Raw genomic sequence first — 21103 nt, forward strand, 5'->3', positions numbered from 1 at the left:
GGCTACCCGGGCACAGATTCCTGGGCCGCCGCGCTGGCCTCAGAGAACTGCGTGCGGTACAGCTCCGCATAGCGGCCCTCGGCGGCGAGGAGCTCCCTGTGGGTTCCGCGCTCCACGATCGAGCCGTCCTCCACCACGAGGATCGCGTCTGCTGCGCGGATCGTCGAGAGCCGGTGGGCGATCACGACGGCGGTGCGGCCTTCCAGCGCGGCGCCCAGCGCCTCCTGGACCGCGGCCTCGTTCGTGGAGTCCAGCGCGGCGGTGGCCTCGTCGAGGATGACTACCCGTGGCTGCGCGATGAGCAGCCGGGCGATCGTCAAGCGTTGCCGCTCGCCGCCGGAGAGCCGGTAGCCGCGCTCCCCCACCACGGTGTCCAGGCCATCGGGCAGGGACATGATCATGTCTTCGAGCCGGGCACGCCGCAGCGCATCCCACATCTGCTCGTCGGTGGCCTCCGGGCGGGCCAGGCGCAGGTTGGAGGCGATGCTCTCGTGGAACAGGTGACCGTCCTGCGTCACCATGCCGAGGGTCCCGCGCATCGAGTCGAACGTGAGGTCGCGGACGTCCACGCCGGTCCCGGGCGTGGTGCCGCCGAAGCGGATGGCGCCCGAGTCGACGTCGTACAGGCGCGAGAGGAGCTGTGCGATGGTGGACTTGCCCGCTCCCGAGGAGCCGACGAGGGCAACGGTCTGCCCCGGCTCCACCCGGAAGCTGATGCCGTGCAGCACTTCCTCGCCGCCGCGGGTATCCAGGGTCAGCACGTCCTCCAGCGAGGCCAGCGAGACCTTCTCCGCCGAGGGGTAGGCGAAGCGGACGTTGTCGAACTCCACCGAGAGCGGACCTGGCGGGGAGGCCACCGCGTCCGGCTTCTGCTGGATGAGCGGCTTGAGGTCCAGGATCTCGAAGACGCGTTCGAAGCTGACCAGGGCGCTCATGACCTCCACCCGTGCGCTCGAAAGTGCGGTGAGCGGCGCGTACAGGCGGGTGAGCAGCAGCGCGAGCACCACGACATCGCCCGCGGCCAGCTGCCCCTCGAGTGCGAGCCAGCCGCCCAGGCCGTAGACCAGCGCCAGGGCCAGGGCCGAGACCAGCGTCAGCGCCGTAACGAAGGTGAACTGCAGCATGGCGGTGCGGACGCCGATGTCCCGGACCCGGCCGGCCCGGAGGGCGAACTCGCTGGACTCCTCGTCGGGGCGGCCGAAGAGCTTGACCAGGGTGGCGCCCGGCGCGGAAAAGCGCTCGGTCATCTGGGTGCCCATGGTGGCGTTGTGTTCGGCGGCCTCGCGCCGCAGATCGGCCAGTTTGGAGCCCATGCGGCGGGCCGGGATCAGGAAGATCGGCAGCAGGATCATGGCGAGCACGGTCACAAGCCACGATTTGTTCAGCATCACCGCAAGGGTCAGCGCCAAGGCCACGACATTGCTGACCACGCCGGAGAGCGTGCCGGCAAAGGCCGACTGCGCGCCAATGACATCGTTGTTCAGCCGGCTGACCAGGGCCCCGGTCCGGGTCCTGGTGAAGAACGCGATCGGCATCTTCTGGACGTGGTCGAAGACCTTCGTGCGCAGGTCCACGATCACGCCTTCACCGATGGTGGAGGACATCCAGCGCGTCACGAGGCCGATTCCGGCCTCGGCGACCGCGACGATGGCGATCAGGACGGCGAGCCAGATCACCGTGGCGGCATCCGCGTGGGCGATGATCGCGTCGACCACCTGCCCGGCGAGGACGGGGGTGGCGACGGCCAGGAAGGCCATCACAATGGACAGCAGCACGAAGGCGATCAGCTTGCCGCGGTGGGGGCGGGCAAAGCTGAAGACGCGTTTCAGGGTCGCTTTCGAGAACGGCTTGGAACCGCTGGAGGCGCGGGTGATGTTGTAGAGGGAGCTCCAGGCGACCCGGTCCATGCTCATTTGGTGTTGCCTTTCGGGGCATCGGCGTGCAATTCGTTGACGACGCCGTTCTCGACGTTCCAGCGCGCGTCGAGGCGGACGTTTTCCAGCAGCCGGCGGTCGTGGGTGACCAGCAGCAGCGCGCCGTCATAGCTGTCGAGGGCTTCCTCGAGCTGTTCAATGGCGGGCAGGTCGAGGTGGTTGGTGGGTTCGTCCAGCACCAGCAGGTTGACGCCGCGGGCCTGCAGCAGCGCCAGGGCGGTGCGGGTCCGTTCCCCCGGGGAGAGGGAGTCGACGGAACGGTTGGTGTGATCGGCTTTGAGCCCGAACTTGGCCAGCAGGGTACGCACCTCCGCCGGGGTCTGGTCCGTCAGGACGGCTTCGACGGCGTCTGCGAGCAACAGCTCGCCGGCCAGCAGGCCGCGGGCCTGGTCGATCTCCCCGATGGCCACGGATGCGCCCATGGAGGCGTCACCGGAGTCGGGCTGCTGGACGCCGAGCAGGAGACGGAGCAGGGTGGATTTGCCGGCGCCGTTGGGACCCGTGATCCCGATCCGCTCCCCCGCATTCAGCTGCAGGTTCACCGGGCCCAAGGTGAAGTCGCCCTGCTGCGCGACGGCGTCGCGCAGGGTGGCCACGACGGCGCTGGAGCGGGGGGCCGCCCCGATGCTGAACTGCAGCTGCCATTCCTTGCGCGGCTCTTCAACTTCTTCGAGCCGCGCGATGCGGGACTCCATCTGCCGGACCTTCTGGCCCTGCTTCTCGGAGGACTCGGTGCTGGCCGCGCGCCGGATCTTGTCATTGTCCGGGTTTTTCTTCATGGCGTTCCGGACGCCCTGGGAGCTCCATTCGCGCTGCGTGCGGGCCCGGGAGACGAGGTCGGCCTTGGTGTTGGCGTACTCCTCGAAGCGTTCCCGGGCGTGCCGGCGGGCGACGGCGCGTTCCTCCAGATAGGCCTCGTAGCCGCCGTCATACACCGCCACAGAGTTCTGGGCGAGGTCCAGTTCCACGATGGTGGTGACGCAGCGCGCCAGGAACTCGCGGTCATGCGAGACCAGGACGGCGCCGCCGCGCAGGCCCTGCACGAAGGCCTCGAGCTTGGCCAGGCCGTTGAGGTCCAGGTCGTTGGTGGGTTCGTCCAGGAGCACGATGTCGAACCGGCTCAGCAGCAGGGCGGCGAGCGCCACGCGGGCCGCCTGGCCGCCGGAGAGCCCGGTCATTCCGGCGTCGGTCCCCACCTCCAGGCCAAGGTCCGCCAGGACGGGCGGGACGCGGTCTTCCAGATCGGCGGCGCCGGAGGCCATCCAGCGGTCGAAGGCCAGGGAGTAGGCGTCGTCGGAGCCGGGAGCGCCGGAGCCCAGCGCCTCTGCGGATGACTCCATCTCCAGGGTCGCCTGTGCGCAGCCTGTACGCCGGGCGATGTAACCGCCGACCGTTTCGCCGGCAATGCGTTCGTGCTCCTGCGGCAGCCAGCCCACAAAAGCGTCGGCGGGGGCCAGGCTCACTGTGCCTTCCTGCGCATCGTCGACGCCGGCCAGCAGGCGCAGCAGGGTGGATTTGCCGGCACCGTTGGCCCCGACGACGCCGACGACGTCACCGGGCGCCACGGTCAGGGACAGCTTTGAGAAGAGTGTGCGGTGGTCGTGACCACCGGAAAGGTCCTTCGCAACAAGGGTTGCAGTCATTAGTTCATCCTCTCACCGCGGCCGGGAACGGGCTCCATCCGGCCGTCCCGGCGGGCCGAAAACTAGCCGGGCATAGAAGAACCCGCCGGTCCGGACTTGGGGGGTGTACGGACCAGCGGGTTCGACCATCTAGCATAGTTGAATTAGGACCTCACGTAAAATCCCAGCCCTCACCGCCACGCCGCTTCGATCCCCCGCCTCAATCGCCGCTGCCCCACCGCATGCCAGTAGCCATACTGCCCATCGACTCCGCAGGAAGCCCTAGATGCCACTACCCGCAAAGGCGTTCCAACTGTGGCTTCATCGGGTTGCCCCGTCCGCGAGCACAGCCGATATCTGCAGGATCTCCGGGATCAAGCGCACCACCCTTGCGCAGCAGCTGGTGCGCGGAAAGGTGGCTGAAACCACCCTGGTCAGCATCAGCCGGGCCTTGGATTTGAGCCCGCTGACGGAACTCGCGTCCTTCGACCACTATGCGGAACTCGGCGCCCCGCCGCAGCCGCCGACCCCAGCCGAACTCGTCAGCCAGGTTGCCACCATGGACCTGTTGCGCGCGGTCATTTCCCGGTCGTCCCCGGCCTACGGCGGCTATGGTGACAGCGACAGTGCCTCCATGCGCGCGCTGAGCCCGGCCCCGCACGCCACTTCCGTCCGGAATTGGGTCGACGCGATTGACGACGGCGAGTTGCGTCACCGCGTTTCGGCTGCCAGCGGAGTCGCACCGCAAAACTATTCGGCCCAGCTGACGGCCAATCGGCTGTCACCCGAACTGGTGGTCGCGACTGCCCGGGCGGCCGGCGTTGGATTTACGGGCGGACTCGTAGCCACCGGCCTGATAACTGAGGATGAGGCCGGCTGGGTGCCGGGGGCGAAACAGTCAGCGTTGGATGCACTCTCCGACGGAGAACTTGCCGCTTTGGCCGGAGAGCGGCTTCAAGCGCTCGGAAAATCGCTGCGGCGCCACGAGCACGAACAAGCCCAGACAGAGAAGATCTGGGAGAATCTCGGATGATCGCGATCCTGCAGTGGACCACTTTGGCTGTCTGTGGACTCCTCGCGGCCGCCCGGGTTCCCAGCGCCGTCCGGGGCCAAAACCGCTCCCTGTTCGGCATCTTCGTGCTCATGACCTTCGCCCTGGCGCTAAGCATCGACGTCGGCTACACCGCCCTCGATTCGTTCCTTGGCGGCCACAACGTCGCCAATCTGCTTCTGCGCTTCGTCATTTACGGGGCCGTCATGCTGGCCGGGTACCGAATCGCGAAGGGGTTCGACTCGGCGCGAAGCGTCTGGTTCATCGTCGGCCCCATCGGCATGGCAGTACTCGCCGCAGTTTCGGTTGCCACCGTGGTTCCCTTCCTGATGGCAAATACCGCCGGCACCTCCACCGGGTTGACCCATCTGCCGGACCAGAGTCCCCACAACACGGACTTGATCCGGCTGTATACCGTTGCCGGCAGGTTCTATCCCTCCTATGTGGCGGCGTGCCTGCTGCCGCCAATCCTGGGTGTCCTGAAGCGCCGGATTCTGCCGCGGGTGGTACGCGCGGGTGCCGCGATGCTGCTGGTCGGCGCGGTCGCGATGATTGTCCTGTCACTCAGCGACATGTTGCCGCGTAGCCTTGCGTACCTGCAGTACGTCATCAGTTCCACGGCCGTACTGGGCCTGGCAGTGGGCCTTGCCCTGATCTGGGTGGGACGGGTACGGGCGGCAAGGAAGCCATTGCGCCGGTAGGCGTGCGCCCCCGAGGGGGCCGGGCGGATGGCGCCCACCGCCCTGAGCGCTGGAACAGATGAGCGCTGGAACAGAAATGCGCAGGCGTGGGAATATGAACGGGCCAGAACGGCAATCCTGATTGTCTGGGGACTGGGCAGGTGAGTGATATGCGAGAAACCGGGATGATTGCGTACCTCCAATGGGGCACGCTGATCATCTGCTCGGTGGTGTTGTTCCTCCGCGTCCCGGATGCGATCCACGGCCGCAACAGGACGGTGTTCTGGATACTGGTTCTCGCGACCCTGTGCAGCCTGCTCTCGGTATCCGGCCCCTATGAGGCGATCGACGGGGCACTGGGGGGATGGAATCTCGCCCACCTGATCTTGCGCTTCCTCGTGTTCGCGGCGGTCCTGCTGGTCGGGCTGCGCCTGGCGACCGGACTGGCAGACGAGCGCGGCTACCGTCTCATTGCGGGGCCGCCCGGACGCTGGGCCCTGGCCATCAGCGCTGTCGCCGTGGCGGTGACCTTCTTCCTCATGGACACCCGCGGATCCTCGGCCGGCATGCTGGACATCACGGACAACGGTGGACAAAATGCCGTCCTGGCGCCGTTCTACGCCGCGGCAGGCCGCACCTATCCCGCCTTTGTCTCTGTCGCCCTGCTGCCGGCATTGCTGGCCACCACCAGGAGCCAGTTGCCGCGGCTGGTGCGTGCCGCGGCCCTCCTGACATGCCTCGGCGCCCTCGCCACCGCTTGCAGCGTCCCCGCCTGCTTCGCCCCTGTTACCTGGATCCTCGCGCAGCAGACGGTCAACTATTTGGCCGTCGTGGGCTATGTCCTGGGCCTGGGACTGTTCTGGGCTTCCGGGCTCGCCGCCAAGGAATCTGGTAACGCTCGCGCAACATTCCGCAAGAACAAAGGGTAGGCATTCACAAAATCATTAGACCGTGAGAGAATCATGAATGTGTGAAAGCGGCAATCGCTTCGTGTACGGAAATCAGCCGTGCGAAGCAGAGGCAGTCGTCCAAGCGCCATTGGGGGGATGAGTGGCAGCGGTCCGCAGGGACCGCTACCACTCAGCCTGTTTAAGGGGTTTTCGTTCGCCACCCCGGCAGCCTCAGGCGCTGTTTTCGCTCGACGTCAGCGCACAAACCTCAGCGTGACCAGCTGGAACGGCCGCAGCGTGAGCTCGGCGGAATCGAGGCCCGCCGTCACGCCCGGGGCGTCGACGGGCCGTTCCAGCAGATCCACGGCGTGTAGCCCGCGGACCGGGAAATTGGCCGTCAGGAGGCCTGTGGACCGTTCCCCCAGCGATTCGTACAGCCGGACAATCACGTCGCCGGAGCCGTCTTCAGCGAGTTTGACCGCTTCAACGACGAGGGCCTGGTTGGACACGGTGACCAGCGGTTCCACTCCGTGGGCCCCTTGCACCACCCGCGGGGCCAGATTGGTGCGGTAGCCCTCTTCGACGGCGTCCGCGATGGTGGCGCCCGGCCGGATCGTGACGTGCAGCTCGTGCCTGCCCTGGTCCGCGCCGGGATCGGGAAACTTCGGTGCTCGCAGGAGCGAGACCCGCACTGTGGTGGTGGTCCCGCCGTCGTCCTCCCGGACATTGCGGGTGACGTCGTGGCCGTAGCTGGAGCCGTTGGAGATCGCCACCCCGTAGCCCGGCTCGGCGACGTGGATCCAGCGGTGGGCGCAGATCTCGAATTTCGCGGCCTCCCAGGACGTGTTGACATGGGTGGGGCGGAAGACGTGCCCAAACTGCGTCTCCGCCGCCGAGCGGTCCGCCCTGACGTCTAGGGCAAAGCCCAGCTTGAGCAGTTTTTCGCCCTCCTGCCAGTCCACGAGGGTGGTGATCGCGAGCGAGTCGGCGCCCGCGGCGAGCGCTATCCGCTGGGTCACGGCCGAGGAGCCGGCCATCCGTTCCACCACCACGACGGCGTTCGGGCTTTCCCCTCCGGGGGCGCGCTCCAGCGTCACCGAACGCGCCTCCACCAGACGGACAACGTTCCGGCGGTAGAAGGCGTCGATGTCCCACGCGTCCCATTCATTCGGCGTGTCCCGGTGCAGCTCCAGGAGGTTGCCGAACTCGCCGGGAGCAATCGCCTCACGTCCGGTGGCACGGTCTGAGAGCGAGACCAGCAGACCGTTGGCATCCACCACGGCCCGGATGACGCCGTTGTCCAGGACGTAGCCGCCGTCCGCTTCGGTGACCTCTACCGGCCGCCCGGGCCGGACCGGCTCGGCAGCGGCCAGGGCCGGCACGCCCTGGCGCTCCTGCGGGGCTGCGTTGAGGAGGAATTCCCGGCTGCCGGTGCCCAGGGCCGCAGCCGCGGCGTCGGTGATGATCGCTTCCAGCCCCCGTTCGACGGCGGCGTAGTTCCGTTCGGCGTCCTGGTGGACCCACGCGATGGAACTGCCCGGCAGGATGTCATGAAACTGTTGCAGCAGGACCAGCCGCCAGAGGCGCTTGAGCTCCGCAGCAGGGTAGCTGTGCCCGGCACGCACTGCCGCGGTGGCGCTCCAGAGCTCCGCCTCCCGGAGAAGGTGCTCGCTGCGCCTGTTGCCCAGCTTGGTCTTGGCCTGGCTGGTGTAGGTGCCGCGGTGCAGCTCCAGGTACATCTCACCCACCCAGACCGGCAGGGGCTCATACTCGGCCTGGGCCTGCCCAAAGAAGCTGGCTGCCGAGCCGATCCGCACCTTCGGGGATCCCTCCAAGTCCGCCGTGCGCTGCGCCGCGGCCAGCATCTCGCGTGTTGGCCCGCCGCCGCCGTCGCCGTATCCGAACGGAACCAGCGAGGTGCCTCCGCGTCCGTGGTCCCGGTAGTTCCGTTCTGCGTGCGCCAGGTCCCGGGCGCTGAGATCGGAGTTGTAGCTGTCCACCGGCGGGAAATGGGTGAAGACCCGGGTGCCGTCGATTCCCTCCCAGTTGAAGGTGTGGTGGGGCATCTTGTTGACCTGGTTCCACGAGATCTTCTGGGTCAGGAACCAGCGGCTGCCTGCGGCCTTGATGATCTGCGGCAGCGCCGCGGAATACCCGAACGTGTCCGGGAGCCATGCTTCCTGGCACTCCACCCCGAATTCGGTCAGGAAAAAGCTCTTGCCCTCGAGGAACTGCCGCGCCATGGCCTCGCCGCCGGGCATGTTCGAGTCCGATTCGACCCACATCCCGCCGACGGGAACGAATTGGCCGGCGCGGACCTTGTCCCGGATGCGCCCGAAGAGCTCCGGATAGTACTCCTTCATCCACGCGAGCTGCTGGGCCGAGGAACACGAAAAGATGAAATCGGGATACTCGTCCATCAGCGCGACGACGTTGGAAAACGTCCGCGCGCACTTGCGGATGGTTTCCCGTACCGGCCACAACCAGGCCGAATCGATGTGGGCGTGGCCCGTGGCCACGAGCTGGTGCGCCGAGGCGTAGGCCGGCCGGGACAGGACGGCGGCCAGGGCGGCCCGTCCGGCCTCTGCGGTACCGGCAACGTCGTCGGGGTCCATGATGTCCAGCATGCGTTCCAGCGCCCGCAGGATTTCGTGGCGGCGGGGCAGGTCCATGGGCAGCTCGTGCATCAGCCCGGAAAGAGTGAGGATGTCCTGCTGCAGTTCCCACACCCCCTGGTTGCGTTCGGCGATGGCGATCCTGCCGAGGCGGTATTTCGGCTCACTGCCCGACGTCGCTTTGTCGCCGTAGGGGGTGGCGGCGAAGGTCCAGTTCTGGGACAAGTCGGGGTTGGCGGCGGCCTCGACGTAGAAGTCGACGGCCATGCCGGTGCCCAGGAGCTTGAGCGGGATGTACTGGTTCCGTGGCGAGATGGCCTTGATGATGGTGCCGTCGGACCGCCAGGCGATGCCTTCGCACTGGAAGCCCGGCAGGTCGCCGCTGAAACCCAGGTCCACGAGGATTTCCACCGAGGTGCCCGCGGCGGTTCCCCAGGTGTCCGGCACTTCACCTCGGAGCCGGAGCCACTTGGTGCTCCACGGCCGGCCCCAAGCCGCGCCGTGTTCCTGCGGCGTGAACTCGTGCCGCAGGGCCTCCAGCACCGGCACGGGTTCGTCCGGTGCGTCCCAGCTGCTCAGTGTCAGCGGGACGCTGCGCGGGTAGACCGCCGGGGCGATGCGGTCGCGCAGAAAGCGGTCCAGCCGGACTTCCGTAAGACGGCGGTCGTCGTGCAATGTGATCCTCTTCAGCGCTGGGGGTCCGATTGGCTCCAATCGATGGATAAAACTTACGCGGAGAGGAACCTGTTGGCCAAGTGTTGCGCTACCCGGCCGCGGGGGTCGGGACCGCGACGCGCTGCTGGCCTGCATACACGTTCAGGCTGGTCCGGCGGCTGAACCCGGCCAGGGTCATCCCGCTGGCCTCGGCCAGCTCGACGGCCAGGCTGGAGGGGGCACTGACAGCGGCGAGGACCGGGATTCCGGCGAGGGATGCCTTTTGGACAAGTTCGAACGATGCCCTGCCGGACACCTGAAGCACGGTGCCCCGGAGCGGCAGCAGGCCTTCGCGGAGCGCCCAGCCCACCACCTTGTCCACCGCGTTGTGCCGTCCGACGTCTTCGCGGAGGCACAGCAACTCAGCCGAGCCGTCGTCGGAGATCCTGAAGAGTCCGGCGGCGTGCACGCCGCCGGTGACGTCAAAAACTGCCTGGGCGGACCGGAGGGCGTCCGGGAGGGCTGCGAGCGTTTCCACGGGAACCGTCAACGGATCCTGTGCCGGGCTGTAGTGCGAGGACTTGCGCACGGCATCGATCGAGTCCGTCCCGCAGATGCCGCAGGAACTGGAGGTGAAGACGTTTCGTCCGGTCTCGGGCCGGACGACGTCGGGCCGGAGTTGAGCCTCCACGACGTTGAACGTCTGGATGCCGTCGGCGTCTTCGCCGGCGCAGAACCTGAGCGAGACCAGCTGCTCGGGAGCCCAGATGATCCCCTCTGAGACGAGGAACCCTGCGACGAGGTCGAAGTCATTGCCCGGCGTTCGCATGGTGACGGAAAATGACATGTCTCCGAGCCGGATTTCCAGCGGTTCCTCGACGGCGAGGACGTCCTCCCGGTGCCGGACCGGGAATTCGAGGGCCTGCGGGGACCCGTCCAGGACGATCTTGTGCACTTTGCGGCGCTGCGTCACACGGCCCATCCGGTGCTCCTAAGCAACTTGTTGTGCGGTTGTCTTGATTCTTTGGCTGGTTCCATCATTCTAAGTGCCTGATCCTGAAGCCGGTGCAGCGGGCCAGGGATCAGCCCAGGAGGGCACTCCAGTCCACCGGCCCGTCGCTGGCCGGGGTTTTCCTGGCGGTCCGCTTCGCCGCCGGCTTCTGCGCGGCGGGCGCTGCCGAAGTGTCAGGCAGCGGCGCACCCCATGGGAGCGCGAAGGCGGGGACCAGTTCCCCCAGTTGCACGCCATGGGGCGGGACCACCAGCACGCCGTCGGCGGCGGCCAGGCCCCGCATCATTCCCGGGCCGGTGTGCTGCGCCGGCGACGCCATGCCATAGAGCAGCCGGAAGGGCATGAGCCGCGTCCGGCCGGGATCGGCGTCAATGGTCGAGCCGCAGGGCACCTCGCTGAGCGGGGGGATGGGTCCGTGCCCCAGGGCCGCGAGGAGTGGGGCTCCGATCGTGGACAGTGCCATCATGGCCGCGAGCGGGTTTCCTGGCAGGCCGAGGATGTACCTGCCGTCCGGCAGCTCGGCCAGCACGGCTGGGTGGCCCGGCCGCATGGCGACCCCGTCGATCAGCAGGCGGCCGCCGAGCTCGGCGACCGAACGCCGGAGGTGGTCCGTTCCCGAGCGACCCGTGCCCCCGGTGGTGATGACGACGTCGGCAGGCAGACTTTCAGCGGCAGGTTCGCCGTCTTCGAGTGCGGCGAGCCATTCGGCGTAGGTGTCGCCGATTTTCACTTCTTCGGTGCAGATCCCGCCGAGCATTCCCACCACCGCTGCCAGTTGGGGCCCGAAAGTGTCGCGGACCTGCCCGGGTGCCGGCATCCCGGACGTCACGACCTCCGAGCCGGTGAGGACGAGGCGCACCACGGCCTTGCCGAGCACCGGAAGGGTGTCGCTTCCGGCCAGCGCGGCGAGGGCCAGGTGGGCGGGGTTCAGGACGGTGCCGCGTTTGATCAGGACGTCGCCGGCGGCGGCTTCCTCCCCCGCTTTCCTGATGTGGTCCCCGTTCCGCGGATCCCCGGGTTTCGCGTTGCCGCCCAGTTTCAGGACGGGCAGGCCGTCCTCGTCGGCGCCGATGATGCCGCTTTCGCTGCGCAGCACCGCCTTGGCCCCGGCCGGGATGAGGCCGCCGGTGGCAATCGGACTTGCTTCGTGCGGTGCCAGCCGCTGGTGGGGTTCGGCCAGGATCCACGGACCGCTGCCGTTCACAGCCCAGCCGTCCATGGCAGAGGAAGCGTAGTGGGGCATCTCCTGCAGGGCAACGACGTCGGCTGCGAGAGTCCGGCCCAGCGCCTGCCGGAGCGGGACGGGGGCGGCCGGGATGGGAACGGCGCAGTCGAACGCGAGTTGCCGGGCCTCCTGCCACGTGTGGGCCAGGTGCCTGCGCGGCTCCTCCGCCTTGTCCGGGTCCGCTGTGTCCTGGCCGGCAGCGTCTTCGTCCGCCGTGTCCGGGGCCGCTGCGTCCTGATCCGCGGGGCTTTGAGGGTCTTTGGGGCCGTCAGTGAGGTCGCCTTTAACGCCCTCTCTGAGGTTCTCTTTAGCGCCGTCCCTGAGGTTCTCTTTACCTTCGGCAGTGGGTCCGCTGCCCTCCGGGGCCGCAGCCGTCATGCCCCGGAAGCTTCGGCGGCTGCGTAGTCCTTGGCGAGCCGGCGCGCCACGGCCATCGCGGCCTCCATGGACACGGAGTCCGTGGCCTGCCCGGAGCCGGAGGCCAGACCCGCGGCAAAGCCGGCAATGAACGTGGTCAGCGGCGCAGCCGGGCGCACCACAGAGTGGGCGGCCACCCCGGCGAGTGAGAGGACCTCGTTCACGTCGATCTCAACGTCTTCCAGTTCCAGGGCCTGGAGCAGGGCACGGCACCAGTCTTCCAGCGTTTCATCCTGGCTTTTCACCGTTTGCCTCCATGGTCGAGTTCAGCTGCGGAGTTCCGGACCGGAGCCCGGACCGCGGTTTGGAATCCTCCCGGATACCCCTAATGCGGACGCGTCATCCCAGGTGTCGACGTCATCCGTGGAACCGGGGGGAACGCGAACTTCCCGCACGTCCAGCCTAGCAAGAAGGGCGAAGACCGACGCGTTTTCCAGGCCGCCCCTGCCCGCGGCGTCCGCAACGCAACGTTGTAGCGCAGCCGTGCCATAAAACCCCGCGAGCGGCTGCTTCCGGCCATCGACCGAGACGGCCATGACGCCGTCGCCCCCGTCCCGTTCCGGCGCAACTGCATCAAACGCGGCCAGCGATTCAGCCAGGGCGTGGACCGCCTCGGCCGAGCGCGGCATGTCACAGGCAAGGACCAGGGTATACGGCGCCGGCGCGGCTTCTTCGCGCCCGCCGGCGTGGCCGGCGGCCAGCGCGGCCAATCCGGCGGCGATGGCCGCAGCCGGCCCCGCGAAGGGCGGGTCTTCCCGGCAGGTCAGCACGCCCCGGGGCAGGTCGCCGAGGTCAGGACCGACGACGACGGTGCGCCCCGCCGCGCCCGCGGCGCGCAGTGACAGCTCAAGGAGGGTGGCGCCGTCGTAGACGAGCCCGGATTTGGGCACACCGCCCAGGCGGGAGGACCGTCCCCCGGCGAGAATAATGGCATCGAACTCCACCGGTTCAGCCTAGCGCGGCGCCGGCTGCCGCCGAATCAGGCGTGACGTGCCCGGCAGTAGTTCCAGCGGCAGTTCAGGGCGCTGATTCAAGCGGCAGTTCAGGCAGCTGATTCAGGCAGCAGGAACGGATCCCAGGCCGGCGTTGGCTTCTCGAGTTCCTTGATCTGCCAGATGGCGCCCTTTGGCGGGCCGGGAACAAAACCGATCTTCCAGCCCATCTCCGCCGGCGTGTGGTCGCTCTTGGCGTTGTTGCACCGCAGGCACGCCGCCACCAGGTTCTCCCAGGAATCGGCCCCGCCCCGGGATTTTGGCTGGACGTGGTCGATGGTGTGGGCAGCCTTGCCGCAGTAGGCGCAGCGGTGGGCATCGCGGCGGAGCACGCCGCGCCGACTCACCGCTGTCATGGTGTTGTATCTCGGCCGGATGTAGCGGTTCAGCAGGATCACGGACGGGCGGCCCAAAACATCCTGGGGGCCAACAACGGGGTCGTCCCCTTCGGCCACCACGCTGGCCTTTCCGGTTAGGACAAGGACGAGCGCCCGGCGGAAAGTGATGACCGCCAGGGGTTCATATCCAGCATTCAGAACGAGAGTGCGCATCCGCATACCTCTTCACGGCCGCACCCGCCAGCGGCACGAGGGCCGGCTGCCCTCTGCATGGTCGGGCTATGGATCGACAACACAAGAGTAAACACTCAGGTGCCGGATCACCGAATATTTTTTCAGCGGCGCAGTCCTCAGCGCGGAAAGTTCACCGCGCGACAACGCAAAAGACCCCCGCCAAGAGGCGGGGGTCTTTCGAAGATGCTGGGGGTCTTGCCTAGCCGCCGACGCGGATGAAGACCGGGCCGGAGCCGACGTTTACGCTGTACAGCGCGGTGGTGCCGCCGTTCCAGCCGCCGTGAACTGCCATGCCGTTGCCGACGTAGACCGCGATGTGAGCCATGCCCACGCCACCGTTCTGGTAGTAGGCGAGGTCGCCCGGGCGTGCCTCGGCGGCGCTCACGGTGCGGCCGAGGGACAGGTAACCTGCCGGCCAGCCGTGGTAGTGGATGCCGGCCGCGGCCAGGGCGTTGGTGGCGAGGGCGGTGCAGTCCTGCGCCACGCCGATCTGTGCGTAGGCTGCGGCGGCGATGGTCGCGCCGGCGCCGCTTCCGATGCCGGCGGGAGCCTGGGCAGCGACGCCGCCGCTGACGCCAAGCTCAGTGCCACCGGCGCGGGAGGCCGTGGCGTCCTGGACCTTCACGACGGGCTTGGGAGCCTCGACGACCGGAGCCTCGACGACGGGAGCCGGCGACGTGGTCACGGCGGGCTTCTCGTAGGAGATCGCGATGGTGGAAGCGGCCGAGATGGTGGCCGGAGCGGCGGACTGGACTTCCAGGGCCGAAGCGGAGGTGGATTCGCGCTGAACATTGGTCTCAGCAGCGTTGGCTGCGATTCCACTGGTCAGAACCAGACCGGAAGCTGCGGCGATGACCGCGGCCTGACGGCCCATGCCGCCGGCGTTGTCGCCGACAGCCTTGGCAATAACAGCCAGCGAGTTGGTCTTGGTGACCTCGGCGCGGTGCCGTGCAACGGTTGCACGAGTAGTCATTAAGTTCTCTCTTTCGTGATCCTTGGACCGCGCGCTTTCGGGCGCGGGCTGAGGACGCTCCGGCATCTTGGGGGTACGCCGGATCGCCCCGAAATGGGTTACTTAGCGAAGGGTGTACTGCGAAGACGCGCCAAAAGCGGAAACTGCATGCTGTCCGGGCTCGGTAGAGAATGAGCCTGCGGAACGTGATCCAATCCGGGCGCCGGCAAGGGCGGCACGTGATATGGATTCCAGCGAGCTCGACAGAGTCTCGCCGGTGCGCATGCGCGCAGAATTGTGGCGTGAAGACACGAAAGTAGCCTCTCCCAATGCCTACGAGGTGAGCTGTCGGATTCGGATGGGAGTCACCCGGCCGCGCTGCTTCCTGGGAAGCTTTGCGACTTAACCCCAAGGCCTTCTTTCGAAGGCCAAAATTGGTTCCCCCGCCCCTGCCAGACGATGTAATGCGAACGGACCTTGAGCGGTGGCAGAGCTAGGCAATCCACTCAAGAGCGCCAACTTCGGAAAAGTTGGCGTGCTTCAAACCCTACAGCAGTCCGGACCCAATGTCACATTCAGATCACGGCGTGTCTCAAGAACGTGAGAGCGGTCCATCGGCTTTAGAGCCAGCCGAGGGGATCAACGACGTCGCCGTTGACCATCACTTCAAAGTGAAGGTGGCAGCCCGTGGAGGCGCCGGTGGTCCCGCTCAACGCGATGACGTCACCACGCGATACCTTCTGGCCGACCTCGACCGAGGCCGAGGACAGGTGGTTGTAGGTGGTCTCCAGGCCGTTGCCGTGGTCGATGACCACCCGGTTTCCACCGCCAAAGGGATGCCATCCGTTGAAGGTCACGGTGCCACTGGCGGCCGCATGGACCGCCGTGCCGCACTGGGCAGCGAAATCCTGGCCGCGGTGGAACTCCCCCGCGCCTCCGGTGATGGGGCTGACGCGGTAGCCGAAGGGCGAGGCCGTGACCAGCTGGTCCAACGGCGCACCAAGCGTGCCCGCGGATGCGGCGCGGGTGATGCTGCCCACAGACTGGGCGCTCAGCAGCTGCTTGAGCTTCCCGTCCGGATCGCCCGTCGTGGTGATGGCGGTGCGGCTGAAGTCGACCTTCGCTGCGGCGGCGGCGGTGACATCCGGCTGCACGGCCGCGGAGAGGGCGCCGGATGCGCCGGTATTCGAGGCCATCACCGGGCTCGTGACCGGGACCGTCACGGTGAGAACCAGACCAGCAGCGGCCAGGGCGATCCCAGCCTTCTGCCCGACTCCGCTGGCCGCGGCAAACTCCGTTACCTGACGGAACGGACTGCGCCGGCTACGCCGTTCATCGCGGTGCGGATCGCGCGGGCGTTCGACCATATGCTCAACGACAGGGCGCGGCTCCGGAGCGGGACCGGTCGCGCGGCGACGGCCCCTAGCGGTCTGGGTGGTCAAGAACGGTTCCTCTCTGGATAGCCTGCGAAGTTAGCTGTCGGATTCGGGTCAGAGAGATCAAAGACCCGGTCCGCCGTTGCAAGCAGCCAGGCACAGGGGCATCCCAGGGGATCCTTCGGTGGAAGCTGTTTGCCGCTGACGGACTTCACCCCAAGGCTGCCTAAGTAGCAGCCGAAAGTGGTTCCCCCGCCCCTGCCAGGAGGTGGTTCTGCGACTGATCCGCTGGCAGGGCTCGGCTTCGGATCAGATAACGCTTTGGTATCGGCACTGGCCACTAACTATAGGGGATTAAGCGGCCCGGTAATAAATCCGTAATCGCAATTGTGCAGAACTCATGGGTCGTCCCATGACCGGCACGTTGTCGCTGGTCAGGCGACTGTTACAAAGACGTGCGCGGCAACCTCGGGCGGCAACTCCAGTGCGCCCTCGATATCGGGGACGCGGACCGAGATGTACTCCCCCACCCGCTCCAGCGAGACCAGCGCACCAGGCCGGATTCCGCCCTCGTCGAGCTGGGCCAGAAGCTCCGGTTCCACCTGGATCGGCTCCGCGAGCCGGTTGACCGTGATCCGCGAACCCGCACCGTAGCCGGCCATGGCCTCCAGGAGGTTCACAGGCCTGTCCACGGGGGCGCCATTGGGCACGCCGCCAAGATCCGCAAGCCCTGGAATCGGGTTTCCGTAGGGCGAAACTGTCGGGTGGTTGAGCATCTCGAAGATTCGGCGCTCGACGCGTTCGCTCATGACGTGCTCCCAGCGGCACGCTTCCTCATGGACGTAGGCCCAGTCGAGTCCGATCACGTCCGCGAGCAGGCGTTCCGCGAGGCGGTGCTTGCGCATGACGCCGATTGCGCGTTTCCGCCCTGTTTCGGTCAGTTCAAGGTGCCGGTCGCCCGAAACAACCACAAGCCCGTCCCGCTCCATGCGGCCGATGGTCTGGGAAACAGTGGGGCCGGAGTGGCGGAGTCGTTCGGCGATGCGGGCGCGGAGGGCAACGATGTTTTCTTCTTCAAGTTCCAGAATGGTCCGAAGATACATCTCCGTGGTATCGATCAGATCCGTCATTCAGCTCAGCTCCTCGAGCGCAGTCCTTGCGTCATTCCCACCGTACCGCGTGCGGGCTGCATGCAGGATGCGCCCTGGCGAGAACCGCCGTACGTTCGCATGCCAGCCTAGCCTATTTTGAATTACTCCGGATAATCTTTCGTTCGGCCCGGGACTGCTCTCCCGGCGCCCGCGCGCCGGCAGTTCCCGGGCGTCTCAATGACCGGACTGTGACAGGCCTTTTTCCGTGTCGCAGGGGGCTGTCAGGCAGAATGAAACAGGGGTGTCCGTTGTAGCCATCCCTTCCGGGCCACCTCCCAGCCACGCCAAGAACCAGCCGAAAATTGGAGCCACTGTGAGCGACACCAGCATCACGATCCCCGCCAACCTCCTGCCCAAGGACGGACGGTTCGGCGCCGGCCCGTCCAAGGTCCGGCCTGAACAGATGGAGGCCCTCGCCGCGGCATCGGCGAAGCTGCTCGGGACCTCGCACCGCCAGGCACCCGTGAAGAACCTGGTCGGCTCGGTACGCAGCGGCCTCAGCGAATTCTTCCGCGCGCCCGAAGGCTATGAGGTGGTGCTCGGCGTGGGCGGATCCACGGCATTCTGGGACATTGCCAGCTTCGGACTCGTGGAGAACAAGGCGCAGCACCTGTCCTTTGGCGAGTTCGGCTCGAAATTTGCCTCGGCTACCAACAAGGCTCCGTTCCTCGCCGAGTCCTCCATCATCAAGGCCGAGCCCGGCACCCGCCCCTCCGCCCGGGCGGAGGCCGGCGTCGACGTCTATGCGTGGCCGCAGAACGAGACCTCAACCGGCGTGGCCGCCCCCGTCCGTCGCGTGGCTGGCGCCGACGAGGGGTCGCTGGTGCTGGTGGACGCGACCTCTGCCGCGGGCGGGCTGGACGTGGACGTGGCGGAGTCCGACGTGTACTACTTTGCGCCGCAAAAGAACTTCGCGTCCGACGGCGGCCTGTGGCTTGGCCTGTTCTCTCCGGCGGCGCTTGAGCGGGCGGCACGGATCAAGGCCGGCACCCGCTGGATCCCGGACTTCCTGGACCTCCAGACGGCGATTGACAACTCTCGGCTCAACCAGACCTACAACACCCCGGCGCTGGCCACGCTGGTGACCCTGGATGCCCAGGTGCAGTGGCTCAACGCCAACGGCGGCCTGGACTTCGCAGCCGGCCGGACCGCGGATTCCGCCGGCCGCATTTACCGCTGGGCCGAGGCGTCCGGCTACGCCACGCCGTTCGTGGCCAAGGCCGAGGACCGTTCCAACGTGATCGCCACGATCGACTTCGACGAATCGATCGATGCCTCGGCCATCGCCAAGGTGCTCCGCGCCAACGGCATTGTCGACACCGAGCCGTACCGCAAGCTGGGCCGCAACCAGCTGCGCATCGCCACCTTTGTGGCGATCGAGCCGAACGACGTCTCGGCACTGCTCGAGTGCATCGATTTCGTCGTGGCTGAACTGAAGAAGTAGCCGGCATCCGGCGGCGTCGTCACGGCCTATTTGAACACGAGGCCGTGACGGCGCCGCCGTCGTTTCAGGCCGGGCCGCCCGGCTGGACACCCTGCGCAGAACCCGGCTGGGCACCCTGCTGAGAACCAGCGCTGGCGCCGGCTGCGCCGGTCCCGCTTTCGACGCGGAAGTACCGCAGCCCGCGCGCGCGGCGGTTGAAGTGGAGCCGCAGGTGCCTCGCCCGGATGATCCACACCAGCCCGATCAGGGCCGCCAGCAGGCCGGCGCCTGCCGCAACCGCCATGGACCAGCGGGGGCCGGCGGTGTTTGCCACCCAGCCGACGAGCGGCGCCCCAATGGGAGTTCCGCCCATGAAAATTGCCATGTAGAGGGCCATCACCCGGCCCCGCATTACGGGGTCCGTGGTGGTCTGGACGTACCCATTGGCGCTCGTCATCATGGTGATCGCGAACAGCCCCACGGGCACCAGTGCGACGCCGTACCAGAAGTAGTTTGGTGCCATCGCTGCGATGCCCGAAGTCACGCCGAAGGCCCCGGCCGCCCCGAAAATGACCCGCAGCCGCGGTTTGCCGCGGCCGGCGGACAACAGCGCCCCGGCGACGGAGCCGATGGCCATGATCGAATTCATCAGGCCGAAGGCCCCCGCGTCGAGGCCGAATTCCGTACCCACCATGGCCGCGATAAACAGGGCGAAGTTCAGCCCCAGGGTTCCCACGATGAAGATCGCTACGAGCACCACGATGAGGTCCGGACGGAACCTGACATAGCGCAGGCCCTCCCGGATCCTGCCCTTGCCCGCCCGTGCCCGCGGCAGCTGCCGCAGCGACGCGGCCGGGATTTTCGCCAGGCTCAGCAACATGGCCACGAAGGTGAGCGTGTTGATGAGGAAGACCCAGCCGGGCCCGACAACGGCAGTGAGCACGCCGGCGACTGCCGGGCCGATCATCCGGGCGACGTTGAAGGAAGCGCTGTTGAGGGCCACGGCATTGGGGAGGTAGTCGTCCTGGACCAGTTCCGAGACGAACGTCTGCCGCACGGGAGCGTCCACCGCGGAGACCACCCCGAGCAATAGGGCGAACAGATAGACCTGCCAGAGTTGCGCCGCGCCCGAGACCACCAGGATGCCCAGTCCGGCGCTCAGTAGCGCCATTGCGGACTGGGTCAGCACCAGGAGCCGCTTACGGTTGAAGCGATCGGCAAGAAGTCCGGCCACGGGCGCCAGAAAGAGCTGCGGGCCCAACTGCAGGGCCATCGTGATCCCCACCGCCCCGGCATCGTGCGCCGTCAGGTGGGCGAACACCAGCCAGTCCTGGGCGGTGCGCTGCATCCAGGTGCCAATGTTGGAGATGAGCGCACCGACGAACCAGATGCGGTAGTTCAGGATGTGCAGGGACTTGAACGTGGACATCAGCCCCAGCCCTCCCTAGACACGCTCCCGGACGCTTTCAACCGTTAGTCGGCCTCGCCCGCGGAGCGTTCCCGCTCGGCGTCGGTCTCCGCGGCGTCGGAATCGGCAGCATCTTGCTCGTCGTCGGTCTCCGCGGTGTCGGCGTCGGCATCGGATGCCTGCGACGGCGATTCGGAGCCGGCCGCCTCGTCGGAGCCCTCGTCAGCCTGTGCGTCTTCCGGGCGGACCCGCTCGGCCCACGGAATCCAGGCCGGCGCCAGGACGGAGTCTTCGGAGGGCAGGAGGCCCAGTTCGTCCACTGTGACCACCTTGGACCGCGAGTTGCGTGTCAGCACGGCGTACCACTGCCAGCCCAGATACCCGGGGAGCCTGGATTCGAAGAGGTGGGTCACCAGGCGGTCGCCTTCGCTGCGGACCCCGATGTGCTCGCCGATCTGCTCGGCGGGGGCAATGCTTTCCACCGCGGTGCGGGCGACGTCGACGGCGGCGGCCAGGAAGACGTCAGGCTTGCCGGTGCGCCAGACGGGCACGCCGGCCCGCGGGCGGTTTCCCTGCTTTGAGCCGGTTCCCTTGGATCCGGCGGGCAGGGTGGATCCGGCATCCGGAGCCGGCAACTGATCAGGTTCCTGAGTCATCAAGAGCCTTACACGTCCAGCTCGTCGGCAACCTTACGGAGGGCCGCCGCGATCGCCTTGCCCTTGTTGCCTTCCGGGTACTTGCCCGCGGACAGGGTCCCGGACAGGTTGTCCAGCACGCTGACGAGGTCCTGCACCAGCGGGGCAAGGTCCCTGGCACTGGGCCGCTTCGCCTTGGCGATGGACGGCGTCTTGTCCAGCACGCGCAGGCCCAGGGCCTGGGCACCCTTGCGTCCGTCGGCTACACCAAATTCAACGCGTGTGCCGGCCTTGAGCTCCGTGACACCCTCGGGCAGCGCGGACTTGGGCAGGAAGACTTCCTGGCCGTCCTCGCCCGCGAGGAATCCGAAGCCTTTTTCCTTGTCATACCACTTGACCTTGCCGGTAGGCACGTAATCAACCTTCTTCGTTCTGCGGGGACACGGCCGGCGGCCACCGCATCCGCATGGATACGCGGGTTCAGGGTATGACTG

General features: G+C 67.3%; 18 protein-coding genes and 2 riboswitches. Of the genes, 4 read left to right on the forward strand and 14 right to left on the reverse strand.

Translation table 11 applies throughout. The annotated features are described in order from the left end of the window. Nucleotides 1-2: 2 nt before the first annotated feature. A complete protein-coding gene (locus BLS42_RS15340; RefSeq protein ID WP_090582661.1) occupies nt 3-1913 on the reverse strand; it encodes an ABC transporter ATP-binding protein in 1911 nt (636 codons plus the stop codon). After that, the gene (locus tag BLS42_RS15345) at nt 1910-3577 is read right to left on the reverse strand and encodes an ABC-F family ATP-binding cassette domain-containing protein (RefSeq protein WP_090582664.1); all 1668 of its coding nucleotides are present in this window, start codon (nt 3575-3577) and stop codon (nt 1910-1912) included. The genes BLS42_RS15340 and BLS42_RS15345 overlap by 4 nt, the downstream gene beginning before the upstream one ends. Nucleotides 3578-3842: 265 nt before the next feature. On the opposite strand from BLS42_RS15345, the gene BLS42_RS15350 reads away from it, so the two are divergent. The 3 genes from BLS42_RS15350 (at nt 3843) to BLS42_RS15360 (ending at nt 6216) form a co-directional block, all read left to right on the forward strand. After that, nucleotides 3843-4589, forward strand: coding sequence for a hypothetical protein (locus BLS42_RS15350; RefSeq protein ID WP_090582666.1), 747 nt, complete (start codon nt 3843-3845; stop codon nt 4587-4589). Continuing rightward, nucleotides 4586-5308: a hypothetical protein gene (locus BLS42_RS15355; RefSeq protein WP_090582668.1), complete on the forward strand. Its 723-nt coding sequence runs from the start codon at nt 4586-4588 to the stop codon at nt 5306-5308. Before BLS42_RS15350 ends, BLS42_RS15355 begins: the two co-directional genes overlap by 4 nt. A 140-nt stretch (nt 5309-5448) precedes the next feature. After that, on the forward strand, nt 5449-6216 hold the full coding sequence (locus tag BLS42_RS15360; RefSeq protein ID WP_143019217.1) for a hypothetical protein: 768 nt from the start codon (nt 5449-5451) through the stop codon (nt 6214-6216). 215 nt (nt 6217-6431) lie between these two features. Here the strand turns inward: BLS42_RS15360 and BLS42_RS15365 are convergent, their stop codons facing one another. The 9 genes from BLS42_RS15365 to BLS42_RS15405 all read right to left on the reverse strand — a co-directional run bounded on the left by BLS42_RS15365 (nt 6432) and on the right by BLS42_RS15405 (nt 17122). Then, the gene (locus tag BLS42_RS15365) at nt 6432-9467 is read right to left on the reverse strand and encodes an alpha-mannosidase (RefSeq protein WP_090582671.1); all 3036 of its coding nucleotides are present in this window, start codon (nt 9465-9467) and stop codon (nt 6432-6434) included. An 88-nt stretch (nt 9468-9555) separates the two neighbouring features. After that, a complete protein-coding gene (gene fdhD / locus BLS42_RS15370; protein WP_090582673.1) occupies nt 9556-10428 on the reverse strand; it encodes a formate dehydrogenase accessory sulfurtransferase FdhD in 873 nt (290 codons plus the stop codon). A 100-nt stretch (nt 10429-10528) separates the two neighbouring features. Then, nucleotides 10529-12061: a molybdopterin molybdotransferase MoeA gene (locus tag BLS42_RS15375; protein ID WP_256336497.1), complete on the reverse strand. Its 1533-nt coding sequence runs from the start codon at nt 12059-12061 to the stop codon at nt 10529-10531. Further along, nucleotides 12058-12345 (reverse strand): DUF6457 domain-containing protein, encoded by a 288-nt coding sequence (locus BLS42_RS15380; RefSeq protein ID WP_090582675.1) that lies wholly within the window; start codon nt 12343-12345, stop codon nt 12058-12060. Before BLS42_RS15380 ends, BLS42_RS15375 begins: the two co-directional genes overlap by 4 nt. Nucleotides 12346-12366: 21 nt before the next feature. After that, nucleotides 12367-13044, reverse strand: coding sequence for a molybdenum cofactor guanylyltransferase (locus BLS42_RS15385; RefSeq protein ID WP_090582677.1), 678 nt, complete (start codon nt 13042-13044; stop codon nt 12367-12369). Nucleotides 13045-13142: 98 nt separating this feature from the next. Next, nucleotides 13143-13643: an HNH endonuclease gene (locus BLS42_RS15390; RefSeq protein WP_090582679.1), complete on the reverse strand. Its 501-nt coding sequence runs from the start codon at nt 13641-13643 to the stop codon at nt 13143-13145. Nucleotides 13644-13863: 220 nt separating this feature from the next. Beyond that, nucleotides 13864-14637 carry an NlpC/P60 family protein gene (locus tag BLS42_RS15395; protein WP_090582681.1) on the reverse strand — a complete coding sequence of 258 codons (774 nt, stop codon included), beginning with the start codon at nt 14635-14637 and terminating at the stop codon, nt 13864-13866. Nucleotides 14638-14932: 295 nt separating this feature from the next. Further along, nucleotides 14933-15116: riboswitch (cyclic di-AMP (ydaO/yuaA leader) on the reverse strand. Between the two features lie 120 nt (nt 15117-15236). Next, nucleotides 15237-16058 (reverse strand): M23 family metallopeptidase, encoded by an 822-nt coding sequence (locus BLS42_RS15400; protein ID WP_090582683.1) that lies wholly within the window; start codon nt 16056-16058, stop codon nt 15237-15239. 4 nt (nt 16059-16062) lie between these two features. Then, a riboswitch (cyclic di-AMP (ydaO/yuaA leader) is annotated at nt 16063-16306 on the reverse strand. A 120-nt stretch (nt 16307-16426) separates the two neighbouring features. Further along, entirely contained in the window at nt 16427-17122 is a 696-nt protein-coding gene (locus BLS42_RS15405) for an iron-dependent transcriptional repressor DtxR (RefSeq protein WP_090582685.1), read from the reverse strand. A gap of 334 nt (nt 17123-17456) precedes the next feature. On the opposite strand from BLS42_RS15405, the gene serC reads away from it, so the two are divergent. Continuing rightward, nucleotides 17457-18587: a phosphoserine transaminase gene (gene serC, locus BLS42_RS15410; protein ID WP_090582687.1), complete on the forward strand. Its 1131-nt coding sequence runs from the start codon at nt 17457-17459 to the stop codon at nt 18585-18587. Nucleotides 18588-18651: 64 nt separating this feature from the next. On the opposite strand, the gene BLS42_RS15415 is transcribed toward serC, so the two are convergent. From BLS42_RS15415 to BLS42_RS15425, 3 genes are read right to left on the reverse strand one after another with little or no spacing between them, the layout of a single operon-like run. Next, nucleotides 18652-19995 (reverse strand): MFS transporter, encoded by a 1344-nt coding sequence (locus BLS42_RS15415; RefSeq protein ID WP_090582689.1) that lies wholly within the window; start codon nt 19993-19995, stop codon nt 18652-18654. A 44-nt stretch (nt 19996-20039) separates the two neighbouring features. Next, the gene (locus tag BLS42_RS15420; RefSeq protein ID WP_090582691.1) at nt 20040-20630 is read right to left on the reverse strand and encodes a DUF3027 domain-containing protein; all 591 of its coding nucleotides are present in this window, start codon (nt 20628-20630) and stop codon (nt 20040-20042) included. 8 nt (nt 20631-20638) lie between these two features. After that, nucleotides 20639-21022, reverse strand: coding sequence for a cold-shock protein (locus tag BLS42_RS15425; RefSeq protein ID WP_090582694.1), 384 nt, complete (start codon nt 21020-21022; stop codon nt 20639-20641). Nucleotides 21023-21103: the final 81 nt, after the last annotated feature.

The sequence above is a fragment of the Arthrobacter sp. ov407 genome, assembly GCF_900102895.1.
Classification (GTDB): Bacteria; Actinomycetota; Actinomycetes; order Actinomycetales; family Micrococcaceae; genus Arthrobacter.

Bases quoted from the DNA above. Each gene is read 5' to 3' on its own strand.
- BLS42_RS15340 (WP_090582661.1), bottom strand. From the start codon at position 1,913: ATGAGCATGGACCGGGTCGCCTGGAGCTCCCTCTACAACATCACCCGC.
- BLS42_RS15345 (WP_090582664.1), bottom strand. From the start codon at position 3,577: ATGACTGCAACCCTTGTTGCGAAGGACCTTTCCGGTGGTCACGACCAC.
- BLS42_RS15350 (WP_090582666.1), top strand. From the start codon at position 3,843: ATGCCACTACCCGCAAAGGCGTTCCAACTGTGGCTTCATCGGGTTGCC.
- BLS42_RS15355 (WP_090582668.1), top strand. From the start codon at position 4,586: ATGATCGCGATCCTGCAGTGGACCACTTTGGCTGTCTGTGGACTCCTC.
- fdhD (WP_090582673.1), bottom strand. From the start codon at position 10,428: ATGGGCCGTGTGACGCAGCGCCGCAAAGTGCACAAGATCGTCCTGGAC.
- BLS42_RS15375 (WP_256336497.1), bottom strand. From the start codon at position 12,061: ATGACGGCTGCGGCCCCGGAGGGCAGCGGACCCACTGCCGAAGGTAAA.
- BLS42_RS15390 (WP_090582679.1), bottom strand. From the start codon at position 13,643: ATGCGCACTCTCGTTCTGAATGCTGGATATGAACCCCTGGCGGTCATC.
- BLS42_RS15395 (WP_090582681.1), bottom strand. From the start codon at position 14,637: ATGACTACTCGTGCAACCGTTGCACGGCACCGCGCCGAGGTCACCAAG.
- BLS42_RS15405 (WP_090582685.1), bottom strand. From the start codon at position 17,122: ATGACGGATCTGATCGATACCACGGAGATGTATCTTCGGACCATTCTG.
- BLS42_RS15415 (WP_090582689.1), bottom strand. From the start codon at position 19,995: ATGTCCACGTTCAAGTCCCTGCACATCCTGAACTACCGCATCTGGTTC.
- BLS42_RS15420 (WP_090582691.1), bottom strand. From the start codon at position 20,630: ATGACTCAGGAACCTGATCAGTTGCCGGCTCCGGATGCCGGATCCACC.